Below are 15607 nucleotides of genomic sequence, written 5' to 3' on the forward strand. Positions count from 1 at the left end.
TCAACGCGCCTCGGCAATCAAATCGGTAGCGGTCGGAGTCGTCCAATCCATGCCGCCAGTCATCCGCCACACTTCCTTGCCGGCGGGATCGTACAGGATGCTGGTCGGCAGGCTCGCCTGATAGGCGACGCTTAGCCCGACGCCTGGATCGAGGTACGGCTTGATGTTCTTGAGCCCCGCCTTGGCGAAGAACGGTGCGACCTTGGCGGCGCCGTCCAGATCCTGGCTGATCGCGAGCACCTGGATGCGGGTGGCGATCCGGTCGAGCGTCGGCATCTCCGCCACGCATGGTGCGCACCAGGTCGCCCATAGATTGACGAGCACCGGCTTGCCGGCAAATGCGGCGATGCTGGTCGTGCTGCCATCCGGTGCCTTGAAGGGCAACGACGATGCCGCCTCGCCCTTGTGGCTGCGATCCAGCGTGCCGATCGTGTCGACAACGACCTTCTCGCCCTCGGCTGCCGCCGTGCCGTTGGTTGTCACGGCAGTCTTTGGCGCAGCGATGGTGTTGGCTTGCTCCCCCGCTTGCTCAGATGCCGAGTCTTGCCTATCGCACGCGGCCAAGCCCAACATCATGGCGCCAAGCAATGGGAGCGTGGCAATCGTCGAGCGGAAAGACATGAACGCATCCAATGCGATGTGGGGCGGGCGCTTCGCGGCCGGACCTGCGGCAGTGATGCGCGAGATAAATGCCTCGATCCCGTTCGACAAGCGCTTGTGGCGACAGGATATCGCCGGCTCCAAGGCGCATGCGACGATGCTGGGCGCACAGGGCATCATCGCGCCTGAGGATGCCGCGACGATCCTGGCCGGGCTCGACCAGGTCGCGGCCGATTATGAAGCAAACGGCGTTGCCGAGGATCTCAGCCTCGAAGACATTCACATGCAGAGCGAGTCGAAGCTGGCGGCGCTGATTGGGCCGGTCGCCGGCCGGCTGCACACCGCACGGTCTCGCAACGATCAGGTGGCGACCGATTTCCGCCTGTGGGTGCGCGATGCGATTGACCAGGTGGATGTGGCGCTAGCCGCCTTTCAGGCCGCGTTGCTCGATCGTGCCGACGAGCATGCCGCAAGCGTGATGCCGGGCTTCACGCATCTGCAAAGCGCACAGCCCGTCACGCTCGGCCATCACCTGATGGCCTATAACGAGATGATTGCGCGTGACCGCTCGCGTTTCGCGGATGCGCGTGCGCGCGCCAACCTGTGCCCGCTGGGCTCGGCCGCGCTGGCGGGCACGGGTTTCCCGATTGATCGCGCGGCGACCGCGGCGGCGCTGGGCTTCGATGGCCCGACGCGTAATTCGCTGGACGGGGTCAGCGACCGGGACTTCGCCATCGATTACCTGACCGCGGCGGCGCAGACGGCGCTGCATCTCAGCCGCTTGGCCGAGGAATTCATCCTCTGGGCATCGCAGCCGTTCGGGTTCGTGTCGCTCAGCGATCAATGGTCGACTGGTAGCTCGATCATGCCGCAGAAGCGAAATCCCGATGCCGCCGAGCTGGTCCGCGGCCATAGCGGGCGCATCATCGGCTGCCTGACCGCGCTGATGATTACGATGAAGGGCCTGCCGCTCGCTTATTCCAAGGATATGCAGGACGACAAGCCGCCGGTGTTCGAGGCGCACGACCTGCTCGGCCTGTCGATCGCGGCGATGACCGGCATGGTCGAAAGTTCAACGTTCCGCGAAGGCCGGATGCGCGCCGCGGCCGAAGCGGGCTTTTCGACCGCCACCGATCTGGCCGACTGGCTGGTGCGCGAGGGTGGCATCCCGTTCCGCGAGGCGCATCATATCACCGGCAGCGCGGTCAGGCGCGCGGAGGAGCTCGGCGTCGCACTCGATGCGCTACCGCTGGCCGAATTGACCGCGATCGATGCGCGGATCGACGATCGCGTGTATGGCGTGCTGAGCGTGGACGCCTCGGTCGCCAGCCGGACCAGTTTCGGCGGCACCGCGCCTGCCCGTGTGCGTGAGGCGATCGCCGCGGCGCGCGAAGGAGAATGATGATGAAGCCTGCCTTGCTTGTCCCCGTGGCGCTGCTCGCGCTCGGCGGTTGCGGTGCCGCTGCCGACCTGAAGCCAGCAGCGGGCGAGAAGCTCCCGGTCGCGCCGTATGGCGCGCGCGCGACGCCCACGCCGCAGCAATTGCTTACCCCCAGCAACCAGGCGCGGCCCGAGCGCAGCGACGAATTGCTCAAACGATCCGAACAGCGCCGCAGCGATGAATTCGATCTGCCGCCTTCCTGATATGCAGGGTTCCAACGATACGTTCGCCGCCGTCGATGGCGCGCTCCATTGCGAAGGCGTCAGTTTGGCAACGATCGCCGAGACGGTCGGCACGCCGGTCTATGTCTATTCGACTGCCATGTTCCGCCAGCAGGCGCGCACGTTCCGCGACGGGTTGAAGGATGCCGGGCGCGTGCACCTGGCCTTTGCGATCAAGGCCAATCCCAACCTCGCCGTGCTGCGCGTGCTGGCGCAGGAAGGCTATGGCGCCGATGTGGTTTCGGGTGGCGAGATGCAGCGTGCGCTGGCCGCCGGCATCGCGCCGGCCGACATCGTGTTCTCGGGCGTCGGCAAGACGCGGCGCGAGCTGACCGCTGCGCTCGATGCCGGAATCGGCCAGTTCAACCTGGAGCTGGAAGAGGAAGGCGAAGTGCTCGCCGCGATCGCGCACGCCCGCGGGCAGCGCGCGCCGGCGACGCTGCGCATCAATCCCGATGTCGATGCGGGTACGCACGCCAAGATCTCCACCGGGCGCCGCGAGAACAAGTTCGGCGTGCCGATCGACCAGGCGGTCGAGATGTACGGTCGCCTGGCCGAGCTCGATGGGCTCAGCATGCGTGGCGTGGCGATCCATATCGGCAGTCAGCTGTTCGATCTCGCGCCGCTCGAAGGCGCTTATGAGCGGGTCGGCGAGCTGGTCGCCGAGTTGCGCCGCTTCGGGCATTTCATCAGCCGTATCGATCTGGGCGGCGGACTCGGCGTCCATTACAAAGCGGGCGACGTGCCGCCGAGTGCGGCGGAATATGGCGACATGGTCGCGCGCGTGACGCAAGATTGGGATGTCGAACTGATGTTCGAACCCGGCCGCGTGCTGACCGCCAATGCCGGCGTGCTGCTGACCGAGGTGATCTGGGTGAAGCCCGGCGCGGTCAATCCGTACGTGATCGTCGATGCGGCGATGAACGATCTCGCGCGCCCCGCACTCTACGATGCCTGGCACGATTTCGTCGCGGTGCACCCGAGCGGGAACCGCATGACCGCCAATATCGCGGGACCGGTGTGCGAGAGCGGCGACACATTCGCAATGGGGCGCGACATCGATCTCGTGTCGTCAGGCGACCTGGCGGTATTCCGCTCGGCCGGGGCGTACGGCGCGACGATGGCCAGCACCTATAACAGCCGCGCCTTGGTGCCCGAAGTCTTGGTCGATGGCGACCGCTATGCGGTGGTCGCGGATCGCATCCAGCCGGAGACGATCCTCGCCGCCGAGCGCGTGCCGGACTGGCTGAAGGCGTGACGCTGTACAGCCTGCCGCTGTTCGTGAGGCTGGCGGGGCGCAACGTGATGCTGCTGGGCGAAGGGGAGCCGGCCGATGCCAAGCGCCGGCTGCTGGAACGCGCCGGCGCGGTGATCGTCGGCGAGGAGGGGCAGGCCGCGCTGGCGATCGTCGCGATCGAGGATGAGGCGTTGGCGCAGGCGGCGATTACACGGTTGCGTGCACGCGGCGTGCTGATCAACGCGGTCGATCGCCCGGCGGCGTGCGATTTCACGCTCCCCGCGATCGTTGACCGCGATCCGGTGCTGATCGCGATCGGCACGGGTGGGGTGTCGGCCGGGCTGGCCGCGGCGCTGCGCCAGCGGCTCGAGACGTTGCTGCCGGCAGAACTCGGCACGCTGGCGCGCGACCTGTTCGCGGCACGTGCGGCAATTCGGGAGCGTTACCCGGAAGGAAGCGACCGCCGCCGCGCGTTGGGGGCGGCGATGGGGCAGGGTGGGGCGCTCGATCCGTTCAGCGACGCGGCATCGGTTAAGCGGTGGCTCGGACGGTCGGACGCTAGGACCAGCGCCTTGGTGAAGATCACGCTCGTCTCGCAGGATCCGGATGACCTGACGCTACGCCAGGCACGCCTGCTCGGCCAGGCCGACCGTCTGTACCACCGTGCCGACGTGCCCGCCGCGATCCTCGACCGTGCGCGGGCCGACGCGTTGCGCATCGTGTGCGACGCACCGCCGGCCGATCCGGGTAGCGGGCTGTCGATCTTTCTCGCCCGATAGAGCACGATGACCTTAGGCTAACCCATCCGCATTCGTTAGTTAATGCCAATCGCCGGTCAGGCTTAGATCACGCCGCGCGGATCGTCCGCCAGGCCTGCGCGATCTCTTCCAGATCGTCGGCAACCGCGCGGAACGGCGCGGGATCGTGGCCGATGCTGGCCTCGACGATCGTCCGACGCGCCCCGCCATACACGCGCGAGAGCGTGATCGAGACCTCGCCGCCGGCCTCGAAATCCAGCCCCGCCTCCAGTCCGAACAGGATCGCGGTGGCACGCGTGATCTTGTCGCTCTTCATCTGGAGTTGCCGGTTTTCCGCCGCCCAGGCGGCGACCCGCAGCGCGCGTACCACTTCGTCATACAGCAATTGCACCAAGGCAGGGCCGTCCGCTTGGGCCGTGCGCCCGGCAATGTCGATCCGCCGATACGTCTCCGCCGGATCGCGTCCCAGGGCGCTGGCATAGCTCACGACTGGTTGTTCCACGCATCCACCTGCTGCTCGAGCATCGCCAGCGTGGATTTATATGCTGCGACGCGCGATTCGCTGGCGGCGAACTGCGCGGTCAGCCGTTTGGTCATCACATCGCCGGCATCGGTCAGCTTGGCCTGGTTGTCGGTGATGTCGGACTGCATCTTGGTATAGCGCGTCGTGCTCGCGCCAAGCCCGGTGGTGGTGTTGATCGCGGCATTGGAGATCGTCGTCAGCGCCGACGAGATGCCGGTGCCCGAGGCAGCGGTGCCGTCGGCGAACATCGCTTCGACTGCCTGCGGGTATCTGGCGATCGCGGTGCTGAGCGCCGCGGCATCGACCGACAGCGTACCGTCGCGATTGGTCTTCACGCCGATCTCGGCAAGCGTCGACGGGGCACCCTGCGCGCCACCGGTGACGAGCGGCGTCACCGTCAGGTTGCGGAGCGATCGTTGCAGCGTGGTCGCGGCGCCATCCGATCGGAGCGCGCCGGTCACCGGATCGGTCTGCTGCTTCAGCACGCTGGTCAGCTGGTTGTAGGTCTCGACGAAATCATTGACGGCCTGCGACAAGGCAGTGGTCGGTGCGCTGGTGCCGAGTGACACCCGGGTGCCGACCGAGGCGCTGACGAGGTCCAGCTTCACGCCGGGCAGCAAATCCGTGATGCTGTTGCCAGCGCGCTTCAGCGGGGTGCCATCGACCGCGACGATCGCATCCTGTGCGCTGCTGCCGATCGACGTGCCGGTCGCACCGGGACCGATGTTGAGCGCGGACAAACCGGGCGCGGCGGGATCCTCGGTCGCGATCAGCGTGAACGCCTTGGCCTCGCCGGTCGGGCCCTTGATGCTGAGCCGTGAACCCTCGGCATCGGTCAGCACGGTCGCCGTCACGCCGGCATTCGCCGCATTAATCGCACGCGCGATGCCACTCAGGCCGGAATTGCCCTGCGTGATCGGGATGGTGATCGCGTCGGCCTTGCCGGGGGTGAAGCCGGTCATCGCGCCGTCGCCGACCGTCGCCTGCCCAAAGGTCAGCGTGAAGCTGCCGAGTCCGACCGAGGCGATCGTGTCCGCCCGCGCCGGGCTGGTCGCGACCTGCGAGCGGGCGAGCTGCCGCACCTCGATCGTCGAGGACAGGCCGGCGAGCTTGGCGCCCGACAGCGCCGTCGCCGTCACGATGGCGGTGTTCGAACTGGTCGGGCTGGTGGCCAGTGATCCGCCTTTGACCAGGCTGGAGAGAGCGCCGGCAAAACCCGTGATCGCGCTCTTGATCGTCGAGACGCCGGAAATCTGGTTGGTCACCGCCTCGGTCTGCTTGGTCAGCCGCGCTGTCTTGCCGGCGAACTGCGCTTCGACCAGCGACTTGACGAGCGCGGCGGTATCGACCCCGGAGCCCGCCCCCAGCGCAGTCGTGATCGATGTCGTTGCCATAGTCGCCCCCTGTGCTCGTTAGATCGGCCGAAGCCCGCAATTGTTTAGGATTGTTTCACGCCATTCTCGTCGAACCGGGCGCTTGGCGGCACCGCCACGGCGGGCGCCGTGCCGCCGGCGGCGACGTTGATCCCGAAGACGAAGGCCAGGATCGTGGCGATCGCGAGATACAGATCGTCGCGGACCTCCTGCCCCTCCTTGCTGGTATAATAGACCGCGCGGGCGATGGCGGGATATTCCAGCACCTGTACCTGGTTCTCCGCGGCGATCTCGCGAATCGCCAGCGCCAGTACGCCGCGGCCCTTGGCGACCACCACCGGCACCTGATCCCGGCCGCGATCGTAGCGCAAGGCGACCGCGAAATGCGTCGGGTTGGTGAGGATGACGTGCGCCTCGGCCACCGCCTTGCGCATGTCGCGCTTGGCCGCGCGGTGCTGCGCCTGGCGGATTGCGTGCTTGGCCTCGGGCGAGCCTTCGCTTTCCTTATGCTCGTCCTTCACCGCCTGCTTGGTCATGCGCAGCTTAGCGAGCAGGCGGATCAGCTGCACCGGCACGTCGATCCCGGCGATGATCAGCAACCCGCCCGCCATCGCGAACAGGACGCCCATCAGCGTGCCGCCCAGCGCCCCGGTCGCGCCTTCGACGTCGGACGATACCAACCCGATCGTCATGTGCGAGACGGAGATCAGCATGTACGTGCCGATCGATCCGAGCAGCAGGACCTTCAGCAAGGATTTGCCGAGCTCGATCCAGCCCTGTGCACCGAAGATGCGTTTAAGCCCAGAGGCCGGGTTGATGCGGTTGAACTTCGGCGTCAGCAACTTGCCGTTGAAGCCGAGCGAACCCAGTCCGGCCTTGCTCAGGATCGCGGCGAGCAGGGTGATGATGAACAGCGCCATCATCGGCGTAGCCAGCTTCCAGCCCGATGCCATCAGCGGCCGGAACGGCTCGAAATCCTCGACATCGCCGCGGCCGAACTCGAAGCTCGATGTCATCACCGCCTTGCACGCGCCCATCAACGATGGCCCGAAAAATGCCAGCCAGCCGCACCCGGCGAGGATCACGAGGGCGGTGGCGAACTCCCTGGATTGGAGGACCTCGCCGTTCTGGGTCGCCTCGCGTTTGCGCTTGTCGGTTGGTGCCTCTGTCTTGTCGCCCCCCATCTCCTCGGACATCAGCCGAGCACCAGGTTCTGCGCGGCAGCAAGCCCTTCGCGGACGATGACGAGCAGGTAATCACCCATTGCGGGAAAGGCGATGGCAAGCGCGATCACACCAACCGCGAGCGAGGCAGGGAGCCCGACGGCGAACAGGTTGAGCGCGGGCGCCGAGCGCGACAGCATGCCGACGACCAGGTTGAGGCACAGCAGCAGGAAGCCGACCGGCAGCGCGAGCAGCAGCCCGGCCAGGAAGGTGTACCCGCCGAACAGGGCGATGCCCTTCATCTGCGCCGCAGTCATCCACGACGCCCCGACCGGCAGCACGTCATAGCTTTTCACCACCATCTCGACGAGCACGAGATGGCCGTTCACCGACAGGAACAGCAGGGTCAGCATGATCGAGAAGAATTGGCCGAGCGCCGGCGACGAGCGGCCGTTCTGCGGATCGATCGCATTGGCGAAGCCGATCCCCATCGACACCCCGATCACTTCGCTTGCCAGCATCGGTGCGGCAAACGCGATCTGCAGGATGAAGCCCATGGCCAGCCCGACCAAGGCCTCGGAAGCAATGGCGAGAAAGGTGGCGAAGGCAAACACGTTGGCGGGCGGCGTGATGCTGTGCGTGGCAAGCACCAGCACGCCGATCGCGCCCGACAGCGTGACACGCACCATCACGGGAACCGAGACGGCGCCGAACACGGGCGCGGCGATGAACGCCGCGCCGATGCGCACCATCACGAAGATCAGCGCCCAGAGTTGCGGCTCGATCGACAGGCCGAAGCCGAGTTGGCTCATCGGGGGCATGCCCCAATCGCAACGTCATCCCGGACTTGATCCGGGATCCAGGCGCGGTCAGCCGATCTAGGGATGGTGTCCATTTGGCAACGGACCGCGCCTGGATCCTGAAACAAGTTCAGGATGACGAAGAGGCGAACGGCATCGCTCAAAATCTATCGCACCAAATCCGGGATCCGCTCGAAGATGCTGATCGTGAAATCGCTCAGCAGCCCCAGGATCAAGCTCCCGAAGATCAGGATCGACACCGCCACCACGATCAGCTTGGGCACGAACGACAAGGTCTGCTCGTTGATCGAGGTCGCCGCCTGCACCATGCCCAGGATCAGGCCGGCAAACAGCGCCGGGATCAAAATCGGCGCAGCGGCGAGCGCCAGCACCCACATCGTCTCGTTGGCGACGGTCAGGAAATATTGCGCGTCCATCAGGCAGCCGCTCCGTCAAAGCCACATACCGAACATCCGTTCGCCCTGAGCTTGTCGAAGGGTGCGCGCATAGGCTTCGACAAGCTCAGGGCGAACGGCTGTGGGCGGCAAGGCAAGGAAGGAAAAGTCATGCCCGCTAACTCGCGAACGAATTGGCAAGGCTGCCCATGGTCAGCGCCCAGCCGTCGACCAGCACGAACAGCAGCAGCTTGAATGGCAGCGAGATGATCGTCGGCGACAGCATCATCATGCCGAGCGACATCAACACGGTCGCGACGACCAGATCGATGACGATGAACGGCAGGAAGATCAGGAACCCGATCTGAAACGCGGTCTTGAGCTCGCTGGTCACGAACGACGGCAGCAGCACCGAGAAAGGAATGTCCTTGGCGCTGTTGAACTTGCCCGCCTTGGCGATGTGGGCGAACATCGTGATGTCCTTCACCCGCGTCTGCTTGACCATGAAGGCGTGAAGCGGCGTGCCGGCGGTCTTGATCATGTCGGTCGCCTGCATCTGGCCATTGGAATAAGGCTGGATCGCGGTCGTGTTGATCTGGTTGATCACCGGCGCCATGATGAAGAAGGACAGGAACAGCGACAGGCCGATCAGCACCTGGTTGGGCGGCGTCTGCTGCAGCCCCAGCGCCTGGCGCAGGATCGCCAGCACGATGATGATGCGCGTGAAGCTGGTCATCATCAGCAATATGCCCGGCAGGATGCTGAGCAGGCCCATGATGATCAGGACCTGCAGGCTGAGCGCCATCGGCTGGCCGACACTGCCCTGGCCGGTGCCGCTCAGCTGCCCGAGCGCACGATCGATGCCGTCGCCGACGCCTGCAGCGCTGGGCGCGGCTGGCGGCGCAACGACAGGTGCCGCCTGCGCAAACGCTGGATGCGCCACAATCAACGCGAAGACGATGCCGAGCGCGACGAGCACAGCTTTGCCGAGCCAACGGTAGCTTACACCCCCTACGTCACCCCGGGCTTGTTCCGGGGTCCGCTGTTCCGCTTTCTCAACGGCCTGCGAGGGTGCCCGGTGGACCCCGGAACGGGTCCGGGGTGACGAAGAGGTTTCCGCGGAAGACAGTGCCCCACGCGAGCGAATCAACGCCGGGCCCGAGCCCTTACGCGTAACGGTCGCCTTCACCGGCTCTCGACCTTGTCGATCAGCGTCACCCCGCCGCGGCCGACCGCGACGAGCAGCTTGCGGCCCTCGAATTCCAGCACGGCCATGCGCAGGCCGGGCGAAATCATCATCGTTTCCTGCACCTTCAGCATGCGGTTGGCGGGTTGCCCCGGCATCCGCGCCTCCAGCTTGCGCCACAGATACAGGCAGCCGATCATCAGCCCGCAGACGAGCGGCAGCAGAACGACGAGCTTCAGAATGTACGACCACATCATGTCGGATCAGCCGCGCTTCTCGGGGCTGATCAACTCGGTCATGCGCACGCCGAAGCGCTCGCCGACCGTCACGACCTCGCCGCGGCCGATCAGCGTGCCGTTGACGAACACGTCGAGCAGTTCGTTCGCCTGACGGTCGAGCTCGATCACCGAGCTTTCGCCGAGCGCCAGCAATTCGCGCAAGCTCAACTGGGTCGAGCCGATCTCCACCGTCAGCTTGACGTCGACGTCCTGCAGCAGCCGGAAATTGGCAGCGAGGCCCGGTGCGATCTGGGCATCGACCGGAAAGGCGCCCGACATGTCGGTCATGAATATTCCTCGAGTTCACGGGTGATCGAATTGAGGCGGATCGCCGCCTTGCCGTTGGACGTGCCGACCGTGCCGAGACCCAGGCAATCGCCGCCGACCATCACCGGCACTTCCGCGCCGAAGCTGATCGGTATGATGTCGCCGGGTTTCAGGTCCATCAGCATGCTGAGCGACACCATTGGCTCGGCCAGCACGGAGCGGACCGGGAAGCGCACGCCCATCACGTTGCGCGTCAGCCCGTTACGCCATGCCGGATCAGGCGCGGCGGTCTTGGCGTGGACCTTGCCGATCAGCGACGGCGTGTGTGGCTTCAGCGCGGCGACGGGATAGGCGATGTCGACGAACACGGGCTTCGCCGTGCCCGCCGCGATGCCGAAACGAGTGACGACGACCGCATCGTCGCCGTCCAGCCCCTGGATCAGCGCGGGATTGGCCTCGACATGGCCCGGGGTGAAATCGATTCTGCCGAGCGGCTCCCAGGCCACGCCCAGCGGGCCGGCGAGCAGCAGGCCTAGCCGCGCGACGATCGCCTCCGCCGCCGGCGTGAATTCTGTCGGCAGCTCGGCCGGCGTCGCGCCGGTGCCGCCGAAATACAGATCGAGGAGCTCCATGACGAAGCGGCCGTCGAACACGGCAAGTGCCTGGCCCGTGGTCGGCGCCATCTTGAGCGGTAGCCAGGCAGTCAGGCCGTTGCCGCGCTCGGCACGATAATCGGCGAAGCGCTGCACCACCAACGGCTCGGCAAAGGTGCGGCATTCCTTGCGCAGCAACGGTTCGAACACGCTACGCATGCTGCGCGCAAGGCGAGCGGAGAGATGCTGCAGCGTGTGCAGATCCCCGAACGGATTGATGTTCTGCACCCCCAGCGAGACGTGCTCCGCCTGCAGCCGGGGGCGTTCCCGCCGATCGGTCGATACCTTGGTTGCTGCGTCGTTAACCATCGACGGTCACTGAACAACGAAATTGGTAAAGTAGACGTTACCGACGCCGCCAAATCCTTCCTTTTCCTTGAGCGTCGCGTTGATCGCCTTGGCTAATCGCGCCTGCAAAAGTTTCTTGCCCGCGGTGCTGAACACCTGTTCCTCGGTCGTGTCGCCGAGCGCCATCAGGATCGACGAGCGCACCGCAATCTCGTTGGTCTTGATGTTGTCGATCACCGTGTCGTCATAGGGCGTGGACACCGCCAGCCCGATCTGGATGAAGTGCACGCTGTCCTGCAGGTTGGAGGTGAACTCCTTGTCCAAGGCATAGTAATTCGACGCATAACGGTCGCCGCCTTCGCCGGCAGGCGGCGCGGCGCCGGCGTCGTGCGCACCTTCTCCGCCGGCGGTGAAGCGCTTCTGCTCGGCCTTGGGCACGAGCTTCGGGCCCGGCGCTTCTGCAACGCCATGCGCGGCGCCACGCGGGAAATAGCCGGTGGCATAGAGGCCACCGCCGACCCCGCCGGCGACCAGCACCAGCGCGCCACCGGTAAAGGCCAGTATTTTCACGAGCCCGCGCTTCTTGGGTGCGGCTGTCTCTTCGATAATCTCGCTCATGTTCAGTCCTTCGTTCAGGCGATTCGGATGTCGGTGATCATGTCGACGGCGTCGTCGATCGTGGGCGCGGCCGGGGCGATCGCCGTTGGTTGCAGCTGCTGGCGCGCGTGGCGTGTGTCGCGGTCGGCGCCCACCGTCGCGTCGCCGAGCTTGATCCCGCGCGCGTCGGCCAGCTCCGCCAGCCGCGGCTGCGCCTCGTGCAGCAAGCGCGCGCTGGCCGGGTTCTCGGCAGCGAAGTGGACGTGCACCCGCTCGCCATCGCGGCGCAGTGACACATCGACCGCGCCCAGCGCATCGGGCACCAGCCGGATGCGCGTATTGCGCGCATCGGCATCGTCGCGCAGGATCTCGATTCGTTCGATCATGCCCTGCAGACCACTTTCCTGCCGCAGGTCGAGCGCGCCATGCCTGGCCTCGGCGGTGACCGGGATTGCCGACAATCGTACGCCATCGAGTGGCGCCGGCACGCCGATCTGCGGGGTGCTGCCGTCTGAACGATCGTCGTCATGTCGCGTTCGTGCCACCGCGTTTATTGCGGCAGCGAAGGCCTGCCCTGCGGGTTGGATGAGGGACGGCTGCGGCGCTTGGCTGGGTACGGCTGCGGCTAAGCGGGGGGGAACCGCTACGTCGGCTTCTCGTTCGGCGGGCGCAGGAAAAGGGGTGGCGATCTGAGCGATCATGCCCGGTTGCCCGCTTTCCTGCCGCAGGTCGTCCACGTTGGCCGCAACAGCGATCGTCGGTGCGCGCTGGGCGTCGAGCGGCGCCGCAACGCCGACCTGCGGCATGCTCGCGTCGATGAGATTGTCGTTTGTTCGTCCGACCGCGGTGATCTTCGCGGCGAAGGCCTGAGCTGCCGGCTGGATGAAGGGTGGCTGTGGCATCGGGCCGAGGCGAAGTGCCGCCACCTTGTTATCGGCGGTGATCGGCGCGCTCGCCACCATCGCCGCCGAGGGAGGGCTGAGCGCAGGTGGTGGTAGGTGGCCTGGGGCGGATGCGTCGGTCTGGACGTCAGCGGTCGTCTGGCGCGTGGCCGCAGCCTTGATGACATCGGCTGGCATGCTCGTCATAGTCGCAGCGAGCGACGCCAATGGCTGCGCCGCCGCGCTCGATCGGGCGGTCACTGGTATTGCTATAGACCGGTCCGAGGCGGCGACCGGTGTGGGCGCCAGCATGGATAGTGGGGATGCTACGTACCTTACAGGCATGGCCGCCGTTGCGACCGTCCCAGAAGGTTGGGAAGGCGAAGTTGCTTTCAGTTGCGTCGTGGTCGCCGCCGCCGCTTCTGCTGCCGTCGTCAGAAGCGGCGTTGTTACGATGAGACGCGCCAAGGTTGGCGGAACTTGCTGTGGCGTCGGTGGCGGGACTGACGACTCGACGACAGGCGCCACCCCCGAAACCGGCGGCGTTGCCGACCCAACCAACGTCACTTCGATCGGCTTTGCGGGCTGCGGTGTCGGCAGCGCGCGTACTGGCAGCATCGGCATTAACGGCGCGGCCGCCGCCAAAGGCCAGATCAACTCCTCCGGTTTATCCCGGCCCGATATCTCGGCAGGCACGTTCTTGCCGCTATCGGCAATCGCCTGCCGCTTGGCCGGCAGCCCGGGCAGCGGCGACATGTCCGGCACCACGTTGGCGACCGGATACGCTCCCGCCACCAGCAGCGTCGGGTTGAGCGCCGGCGCCTCCCGTGCATCATCGGCGGATGGAAGTCGCTCGGCTTTGCTCGGCTGCCCCAACGCCTCGTGAGGAGTCGGGACGATCCCCATCGTTGCTACCGCAGCGCCATCCACCTCCGTTAGACCCGCCAATACCACGGCAAAGCCGTCCATCGGAACAGGCCCGGTCGGCGCGACGATCGTCGTCGCGGATAGCTGTGTAGCGGATGAGGACAGCGCAATCATACCGGATCCAGACAGGCGACAGCGCCTGCGCGGAGTTCAGCAAGGATCGTGCCGGATCTTGCGCGATGGTGGGGCAGCCTCAAGCGCGCGGATCTCTTTCACCGCCTGCTCGGCCATCGCGCGGTCGAGCAGCTTCTCGATCGCACTCTGGTCGCGCTTGGCCTCCCGCGTCTTCTCTGCCGCCTGCTGCGCGAGCTGCTCGGCTGCCCGCAGGCGACCGTTGGCCGCCTCGGCGGACTGCTGCAGCCGGTCGCGGAAATGCGCTGCCGCCACCAGCGAGAAGCCCGGGCCGATGCTCGGCGCGGGTGCGATATCGGCGGCCAAGGCGGCGATACGATTGCGCAAGGTCACTTCGCCGACGAACCGCTCGTTGGCACGCGCTTCCTCGGCCCGCACAAGCCCCAGTTGCAGCGTCCGCACCTTCAGGATGCGGTCGAGCTTCTTGGCATCAGGCATCGCCGAACACGCCGATCAATTCGGCGACCGCACCGTCGAGCGAAACGATCTCGTCCGGATCCTGGCGGATATAATCCATTACCGCCGGATGGCAGGCGATCGACGCATCGATGGCCGGGTCGGCACCCGAGCGATAGGCGCCCATCAGCATCAGATCGCGATTCTCCTCATAGGTCGCGAGATGCCGGCGCAGTATGCGTGCGGCCAGGATGTGCGGTCGCCCGGCAATGTCGGTCATCACGCGACTGACCGAGGGCCCGAGATCGATCGCCGGATACACGCCGCGCTCGGCCAGTTGCCGGCTGAGCACGATATGCCCGTCGAGGATCGAGCGCGCCGAATCCACCACCGGATCGTTGCCGTCGTCGCCATCCGCCAGCACGGTGTAGATCGCGGTGATCGATCCGCCGCTCGCCACGTCGGTGCCGGCGCGCTCGATCAGATTGGGCAGCATCGCGATCGCGCTTGGCGGATAGCCGCGCGCGGATGCCGGTTCGCCCAAGGCCAGCCCGATCTCGCGTCCGGCATGCGCGACGCGAGTCAGCGAGTCCATGATCAGCAACACCTTCTTGCCCTCGGCGCGAAACGCCTCGGCAATGGCATGCGTACGCAGCGCGCCGCGGATGCGCAGCACGGGCGAATGGTTGGCCGGCACCGCGACGACCACCGAGCGCGCACGTGCCGCCCCGGCGACCTTGGTCTCGAGGAAATCGGCCACTTCGCGGCTGCGCTCGCCGATCAGCCCGATGACGATCACATCGGCTTCCGCCGCGCACACGATCATGCCGAGCAGCACCGATTTGCCGACGCCCGATCCTGCCATGATCCCGATGCGCTGCCCCTGTCCGATCGTAAGCAGCCCATTGATCGCGCGCACGCCGACATCCATCGGCTGCAGCACGCGGCCGCGATCGAGCGGCGATTGCAGTTTCCCCGCGATCGGCCAGTGCCCGGCGCCACGGATCGGCCCCAGCCCGTCGATCGGCTTGCCGGCGCCGTCGACCACGCGGCCGAGCATCGCCGAGCCCACCTCCGCCTCGCCCGGCGGCCCCAACGGCCGCACCGGCGCCTGCGGCAGCAGCGCCGCGGGGCCGCCGAGGTTCATCAGCAGCGTGCGACCATTGCGAAAGCCGATCACCTCCGCCTCGACGCCCGCATCCGGACTGCCGACCTGGCACACCGTGCCGACCGGCACCTGCAGCCCGATCGCTTCCATCAACAGGCCGTCGAACGACGCCAGGCGGCCGGAGACCCGGGGCTTCGGCGCGAAATCCGATGCTGCGAGCGAGCCGAGATAGTCTTCGGTAAAGCGGTTCAGCATGATCTCGCCCCGCCTCGTTCCCCGGCGAAGGCCGGGGTCCAGTCGCGGGACGTGCATGATCGTGCGCTGCGCCACGTAACTTCGACCTGCGCTACTGAGCCCCGGCCTTCGCCGGGGAACGTTTTGGC

18 protein-coding genes are annotated in these 15607 nt (G+C 66.5%); 4 read left to right on the forward strand and 14 right to left on the reverse strand.

What is annotated here, in order from left to right; translation table 11 throughout:
* Window positions 1-483: a TlpA family protein disulfide reductase gene (locus NV382_RS13900; RefSeq protein ID WP_312026743.1), complete on the reverse strand. Its 483-nt coding sequence runs from the start codon at window positions 481-483 to the stop codon at window positions 1-3.
* Between the two features lie 154 nt (window positions 484-637).
* Between NV382_RS13900 and argH the strand changes: the two genes are divergently transcribed.
* From argH to NV382_RS13920, 4 genes are read left to right on the forward strand one after another with little or no spacing between them, the layout of a single operon-like run.
* Window positions 638-2002 carry an argininosuccinate lyase gene (argH, locus tag NV382_RS13905; RefSeq protein ID WP_260600419.1) on the forward strand — a complete coding sequence of 455 codons (1365 nt, stop codon included), beginning with the start codon at window positions 638-640 and terminating at the stop codon, window positions 2000-2002.
* A 2-nt stretch (window positions 2003-2004) separates the two neighbouring features.
* A complete protein-coding gene (locus NV382_RS13910; protein ID WP_260597326.1) occupies window positions 2005-2244 on the forward strand; it encodes a hypothetical protein in 240 nt (79 codons plus the stop codon).
* Window position 2245: 1 nt separating this feature from the next.
* Entirely contained in the window at window positions 2246-3520 is a 1275-nt protein-coding gene (gene lysA / locus NV382_RS13915) for a diaminopimelate decarboxylase (RefSeq protein WP_260597327.1), read from the forward strand.
* Entirely contained in the window at window positions 3517-4278 is a 762-nt protein-coding gene (locus NV382_RS13920) for a precorrin-2 dehydrogenase/sirohydrochlorin ferrochelatase family protein (protein ID WP_260597328.1), read from the forward strand. The genes lysA and NV382_RS13920 overlap by 4 nt, the downstream gene beginning before the upstream one ends.
* Before the next feature lie 67 nt (window positions 4279-4345).
* Here the strand turns inward: NV382_RS13920 and fliS are convergent, their stop codons facing one another.
* The 13 genes from fliS to NV382_RS13985 form a co-directional block, all read right to left on the reverse strand.
* Window positions 4346-4744 carry a flagellar export chaperone FliS gene (fliS, locus tag NV382_RS13925; RefSeq protein WP_260597329.1) on the reverse strand — a complete coding sequence of 133 codons (399 nt, stop codon included), beginning with the start codon at window positions 4742-4744 and terminating at the stop codon, window positions 4346-4348.
* Window positions 4741-6174, reverse strand: coding sequence for a flagellar filament capping protein FliD (gene fliD, locus NV382_RS13930; protein ID WP_260597330.1), 1434 nt, complete (start codon window positions 6172-6174; stop codon window positions 4741-4743). The genes fliS and fliD overlap by 4 nt, the downstream gene beginning before the upstream one ends.
* A 44-nt stretch (window positions 6175-6218) precedes the next feature.
* Entirely contained in the window at window positions 6219-7349 is a 1131-nt protein-coding gene (gene flhB, locus NV382_RS13935) for a flagellar type III secretion system protein FlhB (protein ID WP_260597331.1), read from the reverse strand.
* The gene (fliR, locus tag NV382_RS13940) at window positions 7349-8128 is read right to left on the reverse strand and encodes a flagellar biosynthetic protein FliR (protein ID WP_260600420.1); all 780 of its coding nucleotides are present in this window, start codon (window positions 8126-8128) and stop codon (window positions 7349-7351) included. The genes flhB and fliR overlap by 1 nt, the downstream gene beginning before the upstream one ends.
* A 155-nt stretch (window positions 8129-8283) precedes the next feature.
* Entirely contained in the window at window positions 8284-8553 is a 270-nt protein-coding gene (fliQ, locus tag NV382_RS13945; protein WP_260597332.1) for a flagellar biosynthesis protein FliQ, read from the reverse strand.
* Between the two features lie 136 nt (window positions 8554-8689).
* Complete coding sequence (gene fliP, locus NV382_RS13950) at window positions 8690-9490, reverse strand: flagellar type III secretion system pore protein FliP (protein WP_260597333.1); 801 nt, start codon at window positions 9488-9490, stop codon at window positions 8690-8692.
* Between the two features lie 206 nt (window positions 9491-9696).
* A complete protein-coding gene (locus NV382_RS13955; protein WP_260597334.1) occupies window positions 9697-9951 on the reverse strand; it encodes a flagellar biosynthetic protein FliO in 255 nt (84 codons plus the stop codon).
* 9 nt (window positions 9952-9960) lie between these two features.
* Window positions 9961-10263 (reverse strand): flagellar motor switch protein FliN, encoded by a 303-nt coding sequence (fliN, locus tag NV382_RS13960; RefSeq protein ID WP_260597335.1) that lies wholly within the window; start codon window positions 10261-10263, stop codon window positions 9961-9963.
* Window positions 10260-11204 (reverse strand): flagellar motor switch protein FliM, encoded by a 945-nt coding sequence (locus NV382_RS13965; protein WP_260597336.1) that lies wholly within the window; start codon window positions 11202-11204, stop codon window positions 10260-10262. The genes fliN and NV382_RS13965 overlap by 4 nt, the downstream gene beginning before the upstream one ends.
* A gap of 6 nt (window positions 11205-11210) precedes the next feature.
* Window positions 11211-11801, reverse strand: coding sequence for a flagellar basal body-associated FliL family protein (locus NV382_RS13970; RefSeq protein ID WP_260597337.1), 591 nt, complete (start codon window positions 11799-11801; stop codon window positions 11211-11213).
* Window positions 11802-11815: 14 nt separating this feature from the next.
* Window positions 11816-13702, reverse strand: coding sequence for a flagellar hook-length control protein FliK (locus tag NV382_RS13975; RefSeq protein ID WP_260597338.1), 1887 nt, complete (start codon window positions 13700-13702; stop codon window positions 11816-11818).
* 36 nt (window positions 13703-13738) lie between these two features.
* On the reverse strand, window positions 13739-14158 hold the full coding sequence (locus NV382_RS13980) for a hypothetical protein (protein ID WP_260597339.1): 420 nt from the start codon (window positions 14156-14158) through the stop codon (window positions 13739-13741).
* The gene (locus NV382_RS13985) at window positions 14151-15479 is read right to left on the reverse strand and encodes a FliI/YscN family ATPase (RefSeq protein WP_260597340.1); all 1329 of its coding nucleotides are present in this window, start codon (window positions 15477-15479) and stop codon (window positions 14151-14153) included. Before NV382_RS13985 ends, NV382_RS13980 begins: the two co-directional genes overlap by 8 nt.
* Window positions 15480-15607 lie beyond the last annotated feature (128 nt).

Origin of the sequence: Sphingomonas endolithica (assembly GCF_025231525.1) — a bacterium.
Lineage (GTDB): Bacteria > Pseudomonadota > Alphaproteobacteria > Sphingomonadales > Sphingomonadaceae > Sphingomonas > Sphingomonas endolithica.